At 59.7% G+C, this 16,005-nt stretch carries 14 protein-coding genes and 1 pseudogene; 3 read left to right on the forward strand and 12 right to left on the reverse strand.

What is annotated here, in order from left to right:
- Positions 1-80 precede the first annotated feature (80 nt).
- The 12 genes from AB6Q56_RS23015 to AB6Q56_RS23070 form a co-directional block, all read right to left on the reverse strand.
- Positions 81-2,387 carry a heavy metal translocating P-type ATPase gene (locus AB6Q56_RS23015; RefSeq protein ID WP_434517306.1) on the reverse strand — a complete coding sequence of 769 codons (2,307 nt, stop codon included), beginning with the start codon at positions 2,385-2,387 and terminating at the stop codon, positions 81-83.
- 46 nt (positions 2,388-2,433) lie between these two features.
- Entirely contained in the window at positions 2,434-2,793 is a 360-nt protein-coding gene (locus AB6Q56_RS23020; RefSeq protein WP_434517247.1) for a hypothetical protein, read from the reverse strand.
- The gene (locus tag AB6Q56_RS23025; RefSeq protein ID WP_434517248.1) at positions 2,790-3,179 is read right to left on the reverse strand and encodes a c-type cytochrome; all 390 of its coding nucleotides are present in this window, start codon (positions 3,177-3,179) and stop codon (positions 2,790-2,792) included. The genes AB6Q56_RS23020 and AB6Q56_RS23025 overlap by 4 nt, the downstream gene beginning before the upstream one ends.
- A complete protein-coding gene (locus tag AB6Q56_RS23030; protein ID WP_434517307.1) occupies positions 3,172-3,333 on the reverse strand; it encodes a DUF2933 domain-containing protein in 162 nt (53 codons plus the stop codon). The genes AB6Q56_RS23025 and AB6Q56_RS23030 overlap by 8 nt, the downstream gene beginning before the upstream one ends.
- A 320-nt stretch (positions 3,334-3,653) precedes the next feature.
- Complete coding sequence (locus AB6Q56_RS23035; protein ID WP_434517249.1) at positions 3,654-6,785, reverse strand: efflux RND transporter permease subunit; 3,132 nt, start codon at positions 6,783-6,785, stop codon at positions 3,654-3,656.
- An 11-nt stretch (positions 6,786-6,796) separates the two neighbouring features.
- Positions 6,797-8,431 (reverse strand): efflux RND transporter periplasmic adaptor subunit, encoded by a 1,635-nt coding sequence (locus AB6Q56_RS23040; protein ID WP_434517250.1) that lies wholly within the window; start codon positions 8,429-8,431, stop codon positions 6,797-6,799.
- Positions 8,428-9,699 carry a TolC family protein gene (locus tag AB6Q56_RS23045; protein ID WP_434514499.1) on the reverse strand — a complete coding sequence of 424 codons (1,272 nt, stop codon included), beginning with the start codon at positions 9,697-9,699 and terminating at the stop codon, positions 8,428-8,430. The genes AB6Q56_RS23040 and AB6Q56_RS23045 overlap by 4 nt, the downstream gene beginning before the upstream one ends.
- A gap of 76 nt (positions 9,700-9,775) precedes the next feature.
- Positions 9,776-10,117 (reverse strand): copper-binding protein, encoded by a 342-nt coding sequence (locus AB6Q56_RS23050; RefSeq protein ID WP_434514500.1) that lies wholly within the window; start codon positions 10,115-10,117, stop codon positions 9,776-9,778.
- 24 nt (positions 10,118-10,141) lie between these two features.
- A complete protein-coding gene (locus tag AB6Q56_RS23055; protein WP_434514501.1) occupies positions 10,142-10,579 on the reverse strand; it encodes a DUF411 domain-containing protein in 438 nt (145 codons plus the stop codon).
- Between the two features lie 99 nt (positions 10,580-10,678).
- Entirely contained in the window at positions 10,679-11,341 is a 663-nt protein-coding gene (locus AB6Q56_RS23060; protein WP_434514502.1) for a c-type cytochrome, read from the reverse strand.
- A gap of 29 nt (positions 11,342-11,370) precedes the next feature.
- On the reverse strand, positions 11,371-12,783 hold the full coding sequence (locus AB6Q56_RS23065; protein ID WP_434514503.1) for a multicopper oxidase family protein: 1,413 nt from the start codon (positions 12,781-12,783) through the stop codon (positions 11,371-11,373).
- A gap of 17 nt (positions 12,784-12,800) precedes the next feature.
- A complete protein-coding gene (locus tag AB6Q56_RS23070; RefSeq protein ID WP_434517251.1) occupies positions 12,801-13,670 on the reverse strand; it encodes a TolC family protein in 870 nt (289 codons plus the stop codon).
- Positions 13,671-13,742: 72 nt separating this feature from the next.
- Between AB6Q56_RS23070 and AB6Q56_RS23075 the strand changes: the two are divergent.
- From AB6Q56_RS23075 to AB6Q56_RS23085, 3 genes and pseudogenes are all read left to right on the forward strand, one after another.
- Positions 13,743-14,057, forward strand: a pseudogene (locus AB6Q56_RS23075) (transposase); the annotation flags it as partial.
- Positions 14,058-14,392: 335 nt separating this feature from the next.
- On the forward strand, positions 14,393-15,511 hold the full coding sequence (locus AB6Q56_RS23080; RefSeq protein WP_434517252.1) for a tyrosine-type recombinase/integrase: 1,119 nt from the start codon (positions 14,393-14,395) through the stop codon (positions 15,509-15,511).
- Positions 15,508-15,921 (forward strand): helix-turn-helix domain-containing protein, encoded by a 414-nt coding sequence (locus AB6Q56_RS23085; protein WP_079434297.1) that lies wholly within the window; start codon positions 15,508-15,510, stop codon positions 15,919-15,921. The genes AB6Q56_RS23080 and AB6Q56_RS23085 overlap by 4 nt, the downstream gene beginning before the upstream one ends.
- Positions 15,922-16,005: the final 84 nt, after the last annotated feature.

Below are 16,005 nucleotides of genomic sequence, written 5' to 3' on the forward strand. Positions count from 1 at the left end.
TTTCGATCAACGGCTCGACACTTGTATACCGATGTTAACGCTTCTCCAAACCCATTGAACCGATCTTCCCACCTGATCACTCATCGCAAACGCAAGGCGTTGCCAACCACACTGACCGACGAGAAGGTCATGGCAAAGGCGGCGATGATGGGGGACAGCACCAGCCCGAAAGCCGGGTACAGGATTCCAGCCGCAATCGGCACGCCGAGGGCGTTGTAGACGAAAGCGAAAGCCAGGTTCTGCCGCATGTTCCGCACTGTGGCGACGGAGAGCATCCGGGCGCGGGCGATTCCGCGCAAATCCCCCTTGACCAGCGTCACCTGGGCACTGTGCATGGCGACGTCGGTGCCGGTGCCCATGGCGATGCCGATATCCGCTTTCGCCAGCGCCGGCGCATCGTTGATGCCGTCGCCGGCCATGGCCACGATCCGCCCTTCCCGCTGCAAGCGCTCGACCAGGGCCAGTTTGTCCGCCGGTTTGACTTCCCCGTGGACCTCGTCGATGCCCAATCGATTGCCAACGGCCCGGGCCGTGGTGAGGCCGTCGCCCGTGGCCATCACCACCCGCAACCCGGCTTGCCGCAGCACGGACAGGGCTTCCGCGGTGCTCGTCTTGATGGGATCGGACACCGCGAGCAAGCCCAGCAGTCGACCGTCGGCCGCCAGGTGGATGACGCTCGCCCCGCCCTGGCGCAGCGTTTCGGCAGCCTCGGCGAGGGTATCCACCGCGATGCCCTCCTCCGCCATCAGGGCTGTATTGCCCAGGGCCAGGCGGTGGCCGCCGACGATGCCGCGTACGCCAATGCCGCTGGAAGATTCGAACTGCTCGGCCTTGTCGAGGGCCAGTCCGCGCTCCCGGGCGGCCCGGACAATGGCATCGGCCAGGGGATGCTCGCTGCCCTGGTCCAGGCTGGCGGCGAGGCGCAGCACGTCGTCTTCGGTCACGCCGGATACGGCGACGGCCCGCTCGAACGTCGGGCGGCCCTCGGTGAGGGTGCCGGTCTTGTCGACGATCAGGGTGTCGATGTTCCGCAAATGTTCGATCGCCGCCGCGTCGCGGAACAGCACACCCTGGGTGGCCGCCTTGCCGGTGGCGACCATGATGGACATGGGCGTGACCAAGCCCAGGGCACAAGGGCAGGCGATGATGAGGACCGAAACGCCATTGATCAGCCCGAAGACCCAGCCCTGTTCGCCGCCGAAGAAGCCCCAGCCGAAAAAACTCAACAGGGCGATGGTCACCACCACCGTGACGAAATAGCCCGCCACCACGTCCGCCATGCGCTGCATGGGGGCTTTGGAGCGCTGGGCCTGGGCGACCATCTGGACAATCTGGGCCAGCATGGTTTGCGACCCGACTTTTTCCGAACGAATCACCAGGCTGCCGGAGGTGTTCAAGGTGGCGCCGATTACTTTGTCATCGGGCCGCTTGGTGACGGGCAACGGTTCGCCGGTGAGCATGGATTCGTCCACCGCGCTCGTGCCTTCGATGACCACGCCGTCTACCGGTACTTTCTCGCCGGGGCGGACGCGCAGGTTGTCGCCGACATGGACGTGGGTGAGCGGAACATCCTCCTCGGTTCCGTTCGGGTTGATTCGCCGCGCCGTCTTGGGCGCGAGGCCAAGCAGCGACTTGATGGCCGCCGAGGTCTGCGAGCGGGCACGCAGCTCCAACATCTGTCCCAACAAGGTGAGCGAAATGATCACCGCCGCCGCCTCGAAATAGACACCAATGCGGCCATGGGCCATGAAGGAGGCCGGAAAGAGCCCTGGCGCCAGGGTAGCCACGACGCTGTATACGAACGCCGCACCGGTCCCCAGACCGATCAGGGTCCACATGTTCGGGCTGCGATGGACGATGGACTGCCAGCCCCGCACGAAAAACGGCGCGCCCGCCCACAAGATGATCGGCAGGCTCAGCACCAGTTCGGCCCAGGTCCGGATGGCCGGGGGCACCCCGGTCAACAGATGCCCCGCCATGGCCAGGATGACCACGATGACGGTCAGCGGCAGGCTGACCCAGAAACGGCGCCGGAAGTCCCGATACTCGCTGTTGTCATCCTCCGCTTCCAGTTGTGGCAGGACCGGTTCGAGAGCCATGCCGCATTTGGGGCAGCTCCCCGGCCCGATTTGGCGAATCTCGGGGTGCATGGGACAGATATATTCGATGTCCGTTACTGTTTCCGTCGTCTGCGCCTTGGCATTGAGGTAACGCGAGGACTCGGCATCGAACTTGGTCTTACACTTTGCACTGCAAAAACGGTAGTGGATGCCATCGTGGAAACTCTGATACGGCGATTCCGGTTTCACCGTCATACCGCAGACGGGATCAATATCCTCCTGCCGAACTCCCGTGTCTTTTACCGCAGGGGGATGCCCTTCGTGCATCTTGCTTGACGGAGCCACGTCATGGGAGGCCATGGTAATTTCTTCCTTATTGAATGCCTACCTTGCGCTGTTCGACAGGCTCGTAGGCGGTATTAGCGATTGCATCGAGTAGTTGTTGCAACGCCTGAAAGACCTGGTTTCTTCTCCGTTCATACTCACCAGCGGAAACTCGCCACTGTTCGCAATGCGGAATATTCAATTCTCTGGCCAATACATGACGTACTTGACCAATAGACTCGGGTTTTCTCCGGGTCAATTGCAATAGATCGGACAATGCTGTATCAAATGTATCTCGATGCCAGTCGAGCAAAGATTGAGCCAAAATAACTACAAGGTTTGCCGCATCGCTCAGTGGCAAGGGCAGACTCTGTTCTTCCGGTTGCATTGGTTGAATCAACTGCGTCATTTAATACCGACCTTTCGCTGTTCGGCACGCACGTAGGCCGTAATATGCGCAACATCGTCCGGTGTCACCTGGGTGACCGGTGCCATGTCGCCATAGGGCCAGTGATGGGCACGGACACCATTCTTGGCGGCTAGTTGGAATGCTGCGTCACCGTGGTGCGACGGTTCGTAGATCTTGTGCAGAAAGGGGGGACCCTTCTTGTCGCCCCTGTCCGATCCCTTTAGGTCCATCCCGTGGCAAGCGGCACAATGCTGAGCAAACAACTTCTTGCCTTGGACGGGATTGGGCATCAGTCCGGTGCTGGGCTGCGGCACTTGCCAGCCCTGTGCCAAGGCGGAGGCAGTCACCAGCAAAAACACCGCGCTGCCGAAATAATACTTAACCATTGGAACCCTCCGGTTTGTTGCTATGGTTGCCATGTCCTCCATGCCCGAACAGATGCATCAGGGGGCACAGGAACAGCAACAGATATATCCATCGACCGACAAGGTGTTCCCAGTGTTCACGAACGATGAAGAAAACCAGGATCACGGCCAGCATGGCCACCACGATTGAGCTTTGCGAGCGACACCAAGGCTTGGCACTGAAATGCGTGTCTGAAGGCATATCAAGGCCTCTTTACTTGGTGAGCAGAAATCGGCGAAAGAAACAGCCACACTCCTGAGCAATGACCCGAAAGACGGTTGCCTTTCCAGGAGCGTGGCGTGTGTTTGGCTCAGTGAGCGTGCCCGGCGTGTGACTCGACGCCCGCTCCTCCGGAATACCCGCCGCTGGCGCAGCCAGCCAATAGAACACCCACTACAGTAACTGCAACAACCAAACACTTCTTCAACATGACAACCTCCGTTGCTTAGAAAAAATCATTCTTTCCCGCGTTTCAAGCGCCACTGCTTGACCAGGGCATAGATCGCCGGAATTACGGCCAGAGTCAGCACCGTCGAGGAAATCATGCCGCCGACCATTGGCGCTGCGATACGACTCATGACCTCGGATCCGGTGCCGGTTCCCCACATGATGGGCAGAAGGCCGGCCATGATGGCCACTACGGTCATCATCTTGGGCCGCACCCGCTCGACCGCCCCTTCCATGATGGCGTTGTAGAGGTCACTGACCGTCGGGGTGCGCCCTTCGAACCGACATTTGTCCTTCGCTTCCTGCCAGGCGTGGTCGAGATAGATGAGCATCACCACCCCGGTTTCCGCCGCCACACCGGCCAGAGCGATGAAGCCCACCGCCACGGCGACCGAAACGTTGTACTTCAGAAGCCACATCAGCCATACCCCGCCTACCAAGGCGAAAGGCACCGAGAGCATGACAATGAAGGTCTCGGTCAGGCGCTGGAAGTTGAGGTAAAGAAGCAGAAAGATGATGAGGAGCGTCACCGGAATGACAACTTTCATTTTCTCTTTGGCCCGCTCCATATTTTCGAACTGGCCGCTCCAGGTCGCGTAGTAGCCGGCCGGGAGTTTCACCTGCGCGGCCACCGCCTTCTTGGCGTCTGCCACGTAACTACCGATATCACGGTCACGGATGTCCACGTAAATGTAGGCCGACAGCAAGGCGTTCTCGGTGCGGATGCTCGGCGCGCCCTTGGCGACTTCCACCTTGGCTAGTTGACCGAGCGGAATCATGGCACCGCTCATGGTCGGCACCACGACTTCGCGGGCGATCAATTGGGGATCGCTACGCAATTCCCGTGGATAACGGACAGTCACACCGAAGCGTTCCCGGCCTTCGACCGTGGTGGTGACCATCTCGCCACCCAGGGCCGTGCCGATCACGTCCTGCAGATCTCCGACGGCCAATCCGTAACGGGCGAGCTGTTCCCGGTCAGGTTCGATGTTGATGTAGAAACCGCCGGTGACGCGCTCGGCAAACGCCGACGTCGTGCCGGGGATCTGCTTCACCACTGCCTCGATCTCTTTGGCCACCCGCTCGATTTCGCCCAGATCCTTGCCGAAAACCTTAATGCCGATCGGCGTACGAATGCCGGTTGAGAGCATGTCAATGCGCGCCTTGATGGGCATCGTCCAGGCGTTGGCGACCCCGGGGAATTGCAGGGCCTTGTCCATCTCGGCAATGAGGCCGTCAATGGTCAGCCCCGTCCGCCATTCCGACTCGGGTTTCAGATTGATTACCGTTTCGAACATCTCGGTCGGCGCCGGGTCGGTAGCGGTGTTGGCACGCCCGGCCTTACCGTAGACTGAGGCGACTTCCGGAAAGCTCTTGATGATCTTGTTCTGGGTCTGCATGAGTTCGGCTGCCTTGGTGATCGACATCCCCGGCAGCGAGGCCGGCATGTAGAGCAACGTTCCTTCGTTCAGGGTCGGCATGAACTCGCTACCTAGCTGCGCAGCGGGGTAGACCGAGATGGCCAGTGCCAGCAGCGCGGCGACGATGGTGGTCTTTTTCCAGCGCATTACCCAGGCGATGATGGGGCGATAGATCCAGATCAGGAAGCGGTTCACCGGGTTCTTCGCTTCCGGCATGATCTTGCCGCGGATGAACAGAATCATCAGTACCGGCACCAGCGTCACCGAGAGAAGCGCGGCACCAGCCATGGAGAAGGTCTTGGTATAGGCCAGCGGCGAGAAGAGCCGCCCTTCCTGTCCCTCTAGCGTAAACACCGGTAGAAAGGAAACGGTGATGATCAGCAGCGAAAAGAACAGCGCCGGTCCGACTTCCTTGCAGGCGTCGATCATGGCGTTGGCCCGGTCCGTGGTCGTATGGTCTTCCGGCAGACGCTCCAGGTGTTTGTGGGCGTTCTCGATCATGACGATGGCCGCATCGATCATGGCGCCAATGGCGATGGCAATGCCGCCCAGACTCATTAGGTTCGAATTCATGCCCAACGAGCGCATAGCGATGAAGGCAATCAGCACGCCTACTGGGAGCATGAGGATAGCGACCAAGGCAGAACGCAGGTGGAGCAAGAAAACGATGCAGACCAGGGCAACAATGATGGATTCCTCGGCCAGTGTGTGCTTCAGGGTCTCAATGGCGCGGTGGATCAACTCGGAACGGTCATAGACCGTCTCGATGCTCACCCCATCCGGCAACCCTGCACCGATCTCAACGATCTTGGCCTTCAGGTTGTGGATCACCTCCAGGGCATTCTGACCGTAGCGGGCCATGGCGATACCGGAAACCACCTCGCCCTCGCCATTAAGTTCGGTGAGGCCGCGGCGCTCGTCAGGAGCCAGTTCGACGCGAGCGATGTCGCGTACCAAGACCGGCGTACCGCCCTCGCTCTTGACCACCAGATTTTCAAGGTCAGCCTTGCCGCGCAGGTAGCCTTTGCCACGTACGACATACTCGGTCTCAGCCATTTCCACCACCCGACCGCCGACGTCGCGATTGGAGTCACGGATTACCTGGGTCACCTTCGTCAGAGGAACGCCATAGGCCCTTAACTTCACCGGATCGACGGTGACCTGGTAGGTCTGGACAAACCCGCCGACCGAAGCGACCTCAGAGACACCGTGGGCCTTGGTCAGTTGATAACGTACAAACCAGTCCTGGATCGTGCGCAGTTCCGCCAGGGTCTTTTCCTTGGCGAGCAAGGCGTACTGGTAGACCCAGCCGACCCCGGTAGCGTCTGGTCCGAGTGACGGGGTTACCCCCTTGGGGAGACGCCCTGAAGCGAAGTTGAGGTACTCCAGCACCCGGGAGCGCGCCCAGTAGATGTCCGTGCCATCCTCGAAGATGACGTAGACAAACGAGGCGCCGAACACGGAGAAGCCCCGCACCACCTTGGACTTCGATACCGACAGTAAGGCGGTGGTGAGCGGATAGGTCACTTGATCCTCGACTACCTGCGGCGCTTGGCCCGGGTACTCGGTGTAGACGATGACCTGGACGTCGGAGAGGTCCGGCAATGCGTCGATAGGGGTGTTCATGACGGCATAGATGCCGCCGATGGTGACGAAAAGGGTGGCGAGCAGAACCAGGAAGCGGTTGCGCCCCGACCATTCAATGATTTTGGCGAGCATGACGACCCCTATCAGTGTCCGGCGTGAGGATTCGCGGTCTTGCTGGCGCCAGGTCTGATCGTGGTGATGACCCATTCACCCGGCTTGCGTTCGACGAACTCGAAGCTGATCGCTAATCCCGGTTTGATCCCGGACAGCAACCCCGGGTTAGCCAGGGTAAACTCCATGGTCATCCCCGGCCACTTGAGGCTGGAAACCGGCCCATGGGCAATGGAAATCGTACCGGCCTTGACATCGAATCCCTCGACCGTACCTTCTGCCTGATGGCCGACGGCAGCTGGCTTGCTTTCCTGGTGCCCGGCGTGTTCTCCGGCCGGTGCTGCTGCGGCAGCATCCTGCTTGGGTGCGCTGCCACCATGGCTGGCATGGCCAAAGCCACCGACCGCCGCCTTCAGGTTGCTTTCCGCATCGATCAGGAAGTTGGCAGCGACCACCACCGGTTCCCCGTTCCTGACGCCTTCCTGCACCTCGACGTAGTTGTCGCTACGCTGCCCGAGCTTGACCTCACGCGGCTCGAAGCGGCCTTCCTTGGCCTGGACCAGCACGATGCGGCGGGTACCGCTGTCGATGACCGCCGAGGTCGGTACGGTCACGACCTCACCCTTGCCGCCCACCGGCAGTTCAACCTGGGCGAACATCGCCGGCTTCAGAAGCTGTCCCGGGTTCGGCAATTCGACACGCACCGGCACCGTTCGCGTTTCCGCCTTCAGGGTCGGATAGACGTAGGTGATCGTGCCTTCGAAAGTCTTGTCCGGGTAGGCGTTGATGCGCACCTTCGCCTTGGCCCCCGTTTTGACTTGACCGATGTCCTGTTCGAACACATCGGCAACGACCCAGACGGCAGACAGGTCGGCCACCTGATAAAGGGCTTCGCCCGGCATGAAGCGCATGCCTTGCAGCGCCTTCTTCTCGGTCACGATGCCGGCGACCGGTGAGCGGAAAGTCAGCGCCCGGCGGGCTTCGCCCGACTTGGCCAGCGCCTTGACCTGCTCTTCCGAAATATCCCAGTTCTTGAGACGCAGCAAGCTGGAATCGGCCAGTTGCTTCATGCCGTCCTGAGCGGCGCCGCCAGCCCCCTTGAGGGATTCGACCCCCTGGGCGGCAATCGCGTATTCGCGCTGGGCCGAGACCAGTTCCGGGCTATAAACCTCGAACAGCGGTTGTCCCTTGCCGACCGGCTGGCCGGTGACATTGACGTGCAAGCGTTCGACATAGCCCTCGAACTTGGGGGATATCGCATAGATGCGGCGCTCGTCGGGTTCGACCCGGCCCGCCGCCCGCACAACCTTGTCGAGTGCGCGCAATTGCGCGGCCTCGGTGCGCACGCCGAGCTTCTGCACTTTCTCGACACTGATCTTGATCTGGTTGGCCGCCGCCGGTTCGTCGTCCTGTTCGCCTTCGTAGACCGCGATATAGTCCATCCCCATCGGGTCTTTCTTGGGTACCGGCGAGGTATCGGGCAAGCCCATCGGATTGCGGTAGTAGAGCAGCTTGCGTTCTTTTTTGGCCGGTTCGCTGGCGGCCACGGCAGCGGGCGCGCCGGAAGCCTGGTGCGTTGCGTTCTTGCTGCCGCCCAGCCAGTATCCGCCACCCGCCGCGATGGCAACCGCCAATATCCCGAGGCTCAGTCCAGCACCCTTGTTCATAGTTCTTCCCCTAGCAGTCGTTCGATTTCGGCCAGTCGCACCTGGGCGTCGACCTGAGCCTTGAATTGATTTTGTTTGGCCTGACGGATTTGCCGCTGGGCGTCGAGCAAGGTGGCGAAGTCCACCTTGCCGGTCTCATAGCCGGCCAGCGCCGCCTGGAAGGTCAGTTCCGATTGCGGAATCAGGCTGCTGGCCAGCAGGTTCTCGGTGCGGCGAGCCGCCTCCAGGCCTGCCAGGCTTTCCGCCAGATCGGCAGTCACCTGGTTGGTCGTGGCTTCCTTGCGGGCGCGGGCGGCATTCAGCATCGACTCCGATTCGCGCTCCTGGGAGCGACGCGACGCCTGTTGCAGCGGGATATTCAGTTCGACCATCAATTCCCATTCCCTGATGGTGTTTTGATACTGGATGGGCGATACACCCAGCGTGAAATCGGGGTAGCGGTTCTTGAAGGTCAGGTCGCGTGTTTTTTCGGCTGCCTTGATTTTCGATTCATCGGCAAAAAGCTGTGGGTTCTTGGCGCGAACCCGCTCTTCAAGCCCAGCGAAATCGAGCATGGCCGGTGCCGGCAGTTTGCGTAACTGGCTCGGTTCGGCCAGTTGGGCGGTAGTCGGGCGGGACAGCAAGGCGTTCAAGCGAGCCCGCAAATATTGTTGTTCGGATTCCAGACCGATCAATTCGTTGCGCATATTGGTCTGTTCGACCTGAGCGCGAATGACGTCCTGCTGAGCGGCCAGCCCGCCGGCGTAGCGAACCTGGGCAACCTTCTCCAGGCGCATCATCAAATCGAGGATTTCCCGAGTCAGACGCTCGTTTTGCCGCAGGTAATAAAGTTGGGAAAAATTGACCTTGATGCGCCCGGCAATATCGGCCCAAGCCCCCAACGCACGCCCTTTGGCACCGTCCGCTTCCAGTTCGGCAATCTCGCGCTTGAGATCGCGCTTGCCATACCAAGGGATGTCCTGCATCAGGAGGTAGCGGGTGCTCCCGACACGGCTTGGCGAGAGCGTTGCGTTTTGCTCGCCAAAACGGGTGATGTCGCGCAACTCGGTGCGGAACTTGGGGTCGGGCAAGGCGCCGGCCGGCACCACACGTTCCGCCGAAGCATCCGCTTCCGCCTGCATCGCGGCAAATTCCGGGTTGCGTGACTTGGCGTAGCTCAGCAGGCTATCGACGTTAGCACCCGGCGCGACTTCCTGCGCCAGGACGGGCGCCCCGAAGCCGATCGCGCTGAATAGCGTGATGATGGTTAGGTGTCGGAACCGACGCATGCGACCTCCCTCAGATACTCGATGTCAAGGAACGGTACGGATCGCCAGGCAATCCAGTACCGCTCCGGATTTTTTGTTATTTGGCCGCTTCGAAGTGGACAACGGTGATCGCACCATTGACGTTATCAGCCATGAAACGGATTTTATCCCCGGTTTTCATCTGGTCGAGCCATGCGGCATTACTGACCTTGAAGACCATGGTCATGGCCGGCATGTTCAGGTTGGTCAGCGGGCCATGGGAGAGCGTGACCTTGCCGGCCGCCTTGTCGACTTTCTTGACCTGGCCGTCGACCATCTGCATTTCTGCTGCACCGGCTTGCGCCACACCATGACCGGCATGGTCACCGGCCGCATAGGCAGGCAGTCCGGCAAGCGAAGCAAAGGCAATCAGGGCGGTGGCGATAAGGTTCTTGTTCATGGGGTTTCTCCTGTTGGGTGTGAATCAGTGCTTGGCAAAAATAGTAGCTTCTCCGCCGGCCTGAACCAGCAGCGTGTTGTAAGGAACCGGTCGGACGCTTTCCATGCCGGGGGATCCGGGGGGCATCGACGGTACCGCGATGCCGACGGCCTTGGGCTTTTCCTTGAGCAGGCGCTGGACATCGGCCGCCGGGACATGCCCCTCGACGACATAGCCGCCTACCTTGGCCGTATGGCAGGAACCGAAGCGCTCCGGCATGCCCAATGTCTTGCGGGCCAAGGGGATATTCATGACGCTGTGGGTGCGGACTTCGAAGCCAGCATCCTTCATGTGATCGACCCACTTGCCGCAACAGCCGCAATTCGGGCTCTTGTAGACATCAATGACCTCTGCCGCCGAAGCGGTAGTCGCGCCAACCCCAAAAAGGGCGAGCATTGCAAGAGCTAAGAGGGATCGATTCATGACATCTGCTCCGTTTCGATGAGGTGAGCGCAGTATGCCGATCCCAGACCAACAAACAGCTGACCTGCGGATTACATTTATGTAATCTTTGGCACCCGTTTAATGCTTGTGGTTACCATGGTCGTGGCTGCCATGGTCATGATTTTTCTTTGCCTTGGCGGCAGGCGGAGGCTGTACTGGCTCGGCATGGTGATCCTCATGGCCTCCCGCATGATCGTGGTCCGCCAATCCGCCATGGGAATGGCCATCGCTGGCCGCCACCAGTTGCTCGTAATCCGCTTTTGCCATCAGCGGCATTTTTTGCAGGAAGGCCGCCAGATCCCAAATCGCGGCATCCTCCATCCCGCCTGACGACCAGGACGGCATGCCGGAAGCCTTGATGCCGTTCTTGATGATCCAGAAGTCGCGGGCGGCATTGCGGGATGTCTCGGATTTGGCCGACAGATTCGGTGGCTTCGGGTAGAGACCCTTACGGATTTCCGAATCGGTCACTTCCGGCGTCAGGTGGCAATTCACGCACATGGCCGCGTAGTTTCCGGCACCACGCCGTACGCGCTCGGGGTCGGCAAAATCATCAGGAACCTTGATGTCGGATACGCGACTGGCAATCGAACGTTCGCGGGCAAAAGCCAGGGCCTGATAGACGAATGGGCTATGCGGCTCATTTGCTGCCACGTTGACGATGCCCGAGGCGGCGACGATGCCACCGGTTGCAGCACCGACACTCAGGGTAGCCAGGGCACCGATTAAGAATTTATTCATGATTGATCTCCGTGGGTGTGATTGTGGTTTTAGTGCTGTCCATGCCCGCCAGCGGGTTTGCGAACCTGCACTTCCTGCTCGACGACAGGTCCGCGCACGGGCATCGCACCCGATCCAGGGTGATTCGTGCGCGAGATGTCGCCAACCGGTCCTGTCCATTCATAGGCCTGCGTTCCTTTGGGTTGTTTGTACCAGCCCGGATCCTTGTAATCGCCGGGTTTCTGATCGCGACGCACCTTGAGAACGGAGAACATGCCGCCCATCTCGACCGCACCATAAGGCCCCTGGCCGGTCATCATCGGCAGGGTATTGTCGGGTATCGGCATTTCCATTTCCCCCATGTCGGCCATGCCGCGTTCGCCCATCACCATGTAGTCGGGAATCAGATCGGTAATCTGCTTGACGACGCCCCGGTGGTCCACGCCGATCATGGTCGGCACGTCGTGCCCCATGGCGTTCATCGTGTGGTGGCTCTTGTGACAATGAACCGCCCAGTCGCCTTCCTCATCGGCCAGGAACTCGATCTGGCGCATCTGGCCGACTGCGACATCCGTCGTTACCTCGGGCCAGCGCGACCCAACCGGCGTCGGACCGCCATCGGTACCGCTGACGACGAACTCGTGCCCGTGCAAGTGGATCGGGTGGTTGGTCATGGTCAGATTGCCGATGCGCATGCGCACCTTGTCCCCCTTGCGGACGTTGAACGAGTCGATGCCGGGAAAGGCGCGACTGTTCCAGGTCCACAGGTTGAAATCGAGCATGGTATTGACCTTGGGCGTATAGCTGCCCGGATCGATGTCGTAGGCGTTCAGAAGGAAGCAGAAATCCCGGTCGACCGTATCGATCAGTGGATGATTGCTCTTGGGGTGAGTCACCCAGAAGCCCATCATGCCCATGGCCATCTGCGTCATTTCGTCGGCATGCGGGTGGTACATGAAGGTTCCCGGTCGCCGGGCAACGAACTCATAAACGAAGGTTTTACCGACGGGAATCTGCTTCTGATTGAGACCGCCCACACCATCCATGCCATTCGGCAGGCGCTGCCCATGCCAGTGGATGGTCGTGTGTTCCGGCAGGCGGTTGGTGACAAAAATGCGTACCCGGTCGCCCTCGACGACCTCGATGGTCGGCCCCGGACTCTGGCCGTTGTAGCCCCAGAGATGCGCCTTCATGCCCGGTGCAATTTCGCGAACGACCGGCTCGGCAACCAGATGAAACTCCTTGACGCCATTCTTCATGCGCCAGGGCAATGTCCAGCCGTTCAGCGTAACGACCGGGTTGTAGGGACGACCGCCGGGCGGCTGCCACGGTGGTGCGGTATCCGGCTTGTCCATGCTGATCAGTTCGGGCAAGGCAGCCATGGCCACGGAACTCACTGAAGCGGCAGCGACTGCGCCGCCAGCAATACCCAGATTCTTGAAAAAATCGCGACGAGAAGTCATGTTTCTGTCCTTCGGATTCAATGGTCGGCCCGGCCGCTAGCGGCGATGCTGGCGCGGGTGGCGGCATTCAGGGAGGGCTTGCCGATCAGCGACATCTCCAGATCCCCTTGGGCAATCCAGAAATCGCGCAGGGTTTCGATATAGCTGTTCACGCTACCAATCTGCGACCGCGCATCGGCCAGGAGATCGAAGACACCGATCAGCATGCCGTTGTAGCGCAGCATGCTCTCGTCGGAAATGCGCTTGTTGAGCGGAACGATCTCATCGCGGTAATGCCGTGCGATGTCGTAATTGGTACGATAGGCGTGATAGGCCTCACGTACCTCCGAGCGGACGTTGGTGGCGACCTCGGCAGCGCGCTCGATAGCCTGCATGTATACGGATTCGGCCTTGGCCACCTTGGCGCCACCCCAATCGAAGATCGGCAACTCGAAGCTGATCTCGTAGCCTTTCTTATAGCCACTGTTCCGTTCACCTTCGAGAACACGGGCAGGGCCAACTTCCAGGACATTGATCAAACGGGTCGCTTGGGTCAACCCCAGGTTCTTGGCCAGCGCTTCCGTTTCCAAGCGAATCGCCTGCAAATCGAGACGCTGGTCGAGTGCCTGCTGTTCAAGGCCGCCAAGCTCGTTGGGTTCTTTCGGCAAATCGGGGAGCCGGTCAGGCAATTTGATCTGACTGCGCTCTGCCACGCCGAGTACACGGGCCAGGCGCTCGCGGGCGGCAACGGTCGATTGTTCGGCTCGCGCCAGGTTCAGGGCGGCATCGGCGTAAAAAGCTTGTTCCCGTGCCTGCCGCAATTTGCTGAAATTGCCAACCTGGGCCATACGCCGGGCCAGTTTGGCGCCAGCTTCGGCAGCTTGTTTGACCTTAGGGAAAGTCTGCATAAGTGACCGTTATGCAGCGTGATTTGAGAAAATGACGGCATTGTCATTGCGTTGATGAGACAGATGAAATCGATGAAGCAACTGAGCCTGGCTGAGACGGGTTTCCTGCCGAAAGCGGGCAAGCAAACCCGAAAGGCGGTGTTCCTGGCGGAGATGGAAACGGTTGTTCCATGGTCTCGCCTGGAAGCACTGATCGAACCGTTCTACCCAAAGAAGGGAAACGGTCGGCCACCGATGCCGTTGGGCACGATGTTGCGGATTCACTTCATGCAGCAATGGTTTGGCTACTCTGATCCGGCGATGGAAGAGGCGCTGCACGACGTTCCGCTGTTGCGGCGCTTTGCTGGGTTGGATGCCTTCGAAGACGTGATGCCGGACGAAAGCACGAAGTTCTGATTTAGCCAATGTAGCAACGAACAAGGCAAAAATTCGGATAACCCACTGACTATAAAGGAATCCCAAAGTATCCAATGTCGCATTACTTGCAGGAATCCTGTGAGTGATGTCACAGCATTAGAAGTATCCCAGCTCCTGCCGAAATCCTCGAAACATCGATAAATCATATAGTTAGCATCGGATGATGAGCGATTCGAGATTTAAACAACAAATGCAGGAATGTTGCATTACTCGTCACTTTCCGATATTATGTGTTCCATTCCTGCATCACTTGCAGGTAGCAATATTGGAAATTCCAGTTTTTTGCGGCTAGGAGGACGAGGGAAATGGCGAATCCGAAGATAGTGCTGGCGACATCCGATGTCGCTTCGCGCGCTCTCGCGCCAGCAGATGCCGAACTGTTCGGGACCATCATTGATGCATGGACTCGTCGCCGCATCGGCTCGCTGCGCCATACCCACAAAGCCGTAGCCAGGGACGTCTCGGTGCTGCGGGAGTTTGCTGCCCACTCAGGTCTGCCGCCTTGGCTCTGGAATGAGGATGCATTTGACTGCTGGTGCGATCATCTCGGATTGGAGCGCCGGTTGGCCAATAGCACCCAGCGGCATTACCAATGCTCGATCCGATCCTTCCTCGAATATCTCACGACGAACGTCAAGTTCAGGAACGAGATCCGGCGCTTGTATGGCGTCGAGCCACGACAGATTTGCACGGAAGAGAGCTGCATCCCCCATACCGTCGAAAAGGAGTCCTCCAAAGAGCGCCGAGCCTTCACACATGAGGAAATCGAGTTGTTTTTTGACGGGCTGCGGCGCGCTTCTGTCGAGGCCGGCCGCTTCAGGACCAAGGATTACAACCCTCTTCGTCGGGACCGTACTTTCTTTTTCACCCTCTACTCCGGAGGGCTCAGGATTTCCGAAGGCCTCAACCTAAACGTAAATTCGTTTGCGCCGAATCCAGCTTTACCTGAACTTGGCCCCTATGGATTCATCAAGGTCTGGGGCAAGGGAAGCCGGGGAAGTGGGAAGCGCTTTCGGACCGTACCGGTCACCCATCCTGACTTCCCTGAGCTCATGGACTGGTACATCACAAGAGTCCGCCCTGAATTCCTTCATCGAGCGGACCCCAATGAGGAAGCCTTGTTCCTCTCGGAGCGGGGAACTCGTCTCAAGTCGTCCAGCGCCGACGCACGCTTCAAAATCGCAACTCGCTATTGCGGCCTGGAAGGCGAAGGACTGACGCCACACTGTCTGCGCCACTCGAGCGTTACCCACGAATCCTTGCGCTTCAGCATCGAGATGGTTCGTCGGAAGCATGGCCACGCTTCTGCGGCAACGACACAAGGCTATATGCACGTCCCCGACGTTATGGTCGACGACGAAATCAGCAGCGTCGTCTCCCGCGAGCTCGATGACGCGCTCAACACACAGGAGAAGAAAGAATGAGCGATACGCCCAATATCAGACTTGGTTGGCGCCTCCGCGTGCGGATGGCGGAAAACCGAATACCGACCGCCACGGAACTCAAGCGACGGCTCGACGCGATCGGCTACGACATCACCAGCGCCCAACTCTCCCGAATTGTGGACGAGCGACCGGCCCAGGTGAAAACCGCGCTACTGGAGGCTTTGCTTAAAGTCCTGGGGGGAACCCTAGACGATCTCATGCCCGCGGAGGGCCGTGTTGAGCAGCCGAGTTCTGCGCCTCAAGGTGGTGAGGAAGTTGCGCCAAGCCCAGCGCCGGCGGCCACCCCCACCCGTAAGCGCAAACCGGCGCGCCCCGCCTCGGAAGCAGTCGATCCGGACGATGCCGGTGGCCCCAGGGTACGCCCCTTCTCGGTCCCACCGAAGAAGTGAAATAGCGTTCCTACATGGCGACCTCTGCTCATACCTGTTGCGATGAATGCAGCCGTCCGATGGCCAAGGCGCGTCTCGTCCGGA

This window comes from Dechloromonas sp. ARDL1 (assembly GCF_051122455.1).
Lineage (GTDB): Bacteria > Pseudomonadota > Gammaproteobacteria > Burkholderiales > Rhodocyclaceae > Azonexus.